The sequence below is a fragment of the Thermodesulfovibrionia bacterium genome, assembly GCA_030646035.1.
Taxonomy (GTDB): domain Bacteria; phylum Nitrospirota; class Thermodesulfovibrionia; order UBA6902; family UBA6902; genus JACQZG01.
On sequence record JAUSMY010000021.1, the window covers coordinates 1 to 1293 of the forward strand.

1 protein-coding gene is annotated in these 1293 nt (G+C 49.0%); it reads right to left on the reverse strand.

Going from position 1 to position 1293, the window contains the following annotated elements; translation table 11 throughout:
* Window positions 1–15: 15 nt before the first annotated feature.
* On the reverse strand, window positions 16–1239 hold the full coding sequence (locus Q7U10_02870; GenBank protein ID MDO8281559.1) for an ISL3 family transposase: 1224 nt from the start codon (window positions 1237–1239) through the stop codon (window positions 16–18).
* Window positions 1240–1293: the final 54 nt, after the last annotated feature.

Here is a 1293-nt window from a genome sequence, read left to right on the forward strand (position 1 = left end):
TGGCTCTTCGTGACTTTATATGGGTGAGTGCTTAAAGTTGAGTTTGCCGCAAGTGAAAAGGATCATGTTCATAAAGTTGTCTTTGTTCCGGTAACCTCTAGCTCGTCGTTTGGCAAGTTGGATTTTAGAGTTGATGCCTTCGAGGATTCCGTTGTTGATTTTAGATTTGACGTAATTGAGGATTCCAGACCAATGTGCACGTATTGTGTTTGCCGCTTTTTGAAATGGGAAAATGCCGCTTTTGTCGGCTTGCTTGCACCAGTCTTTGAGGAATTTTTCGGCCATTTTGATGTCGTTGAAGTTCCAGAATTCGCGTAACAGTTCTTTGAGTCGGTATCCTTCTCCGAGTTTAGGGTACAATGTGATGAGTTCCAGCAGTTCGTCGAATTTTTTGTCGCTGAGGTTGTCGCTGTTTTTTAGCAGGGTGTACTTATGGTTCTTGAGTTCGCTGCACTCTTGGCGTTCGATTCTGCGCAGATCGTCCATGGCCTTGTTGACCACTTTGGTGACGTGAAAGTGGTCGAAGGTGATGGCGGCGTTGGGCAAGTATTCGTAGCAGCCAGCGATAAAGGCAGGCGACATGTCAATACTGACCTGTTCGACAGCCTCGCTGGGCGAGCCATTTTCATCCAAAAAAGCAGCTAAAACTGCTACAGAATATTGGTCTTTGCCCTCTGTAACGTCGAAAACCCGTGTTGTGTCCAAATCGACCCCAACGGTCACATAGTCATGGCCGCGCCGAAAAGAGGTCTCGTCCATGCCGACCCGCTGGATACCAGTGTAGTCTGTATTAGCCCGAGCCTTCCGGACGTAGTGCTTAAAGATGTTCCAGATGCGCTGGTCACGCTCGCCCACCAAGCGAGCAACGCTAAGGACCGGCATCTCTAACTCGATCAGACTCATGGCAAAGGCCTCGAAAAGCAAGGTGAAGCCAGTGTTGCGACGAGCCCAAGGCACTTGAACTGTCTTGACCGACCCACCGCTGTCTTTGATGCGAGGAACTCGGGCATGGAGGTAGCAATGGTGCTCGAAGAAGTTGAGGTGGCGCCAAGTATGATCGTTTGTGTCGTGAGCCTTGCAGGGGACACCCAGATCGTCCAAAAAGGTGCTTCCGGCAGGAAAATCAAGGCGAATGTGCAACTCCTTGTTGCCCGATTCACCAATCTCAAAATCAATCGAAACTACCTGCCAAGGGCTGATATCGCCCAAGGCAATCTCAAATAATTGCTTGCTGTTCATGGAGGCAAATATCATTCAAAGAACTAACTCACCCATATAAAGTCACGAAGAGCC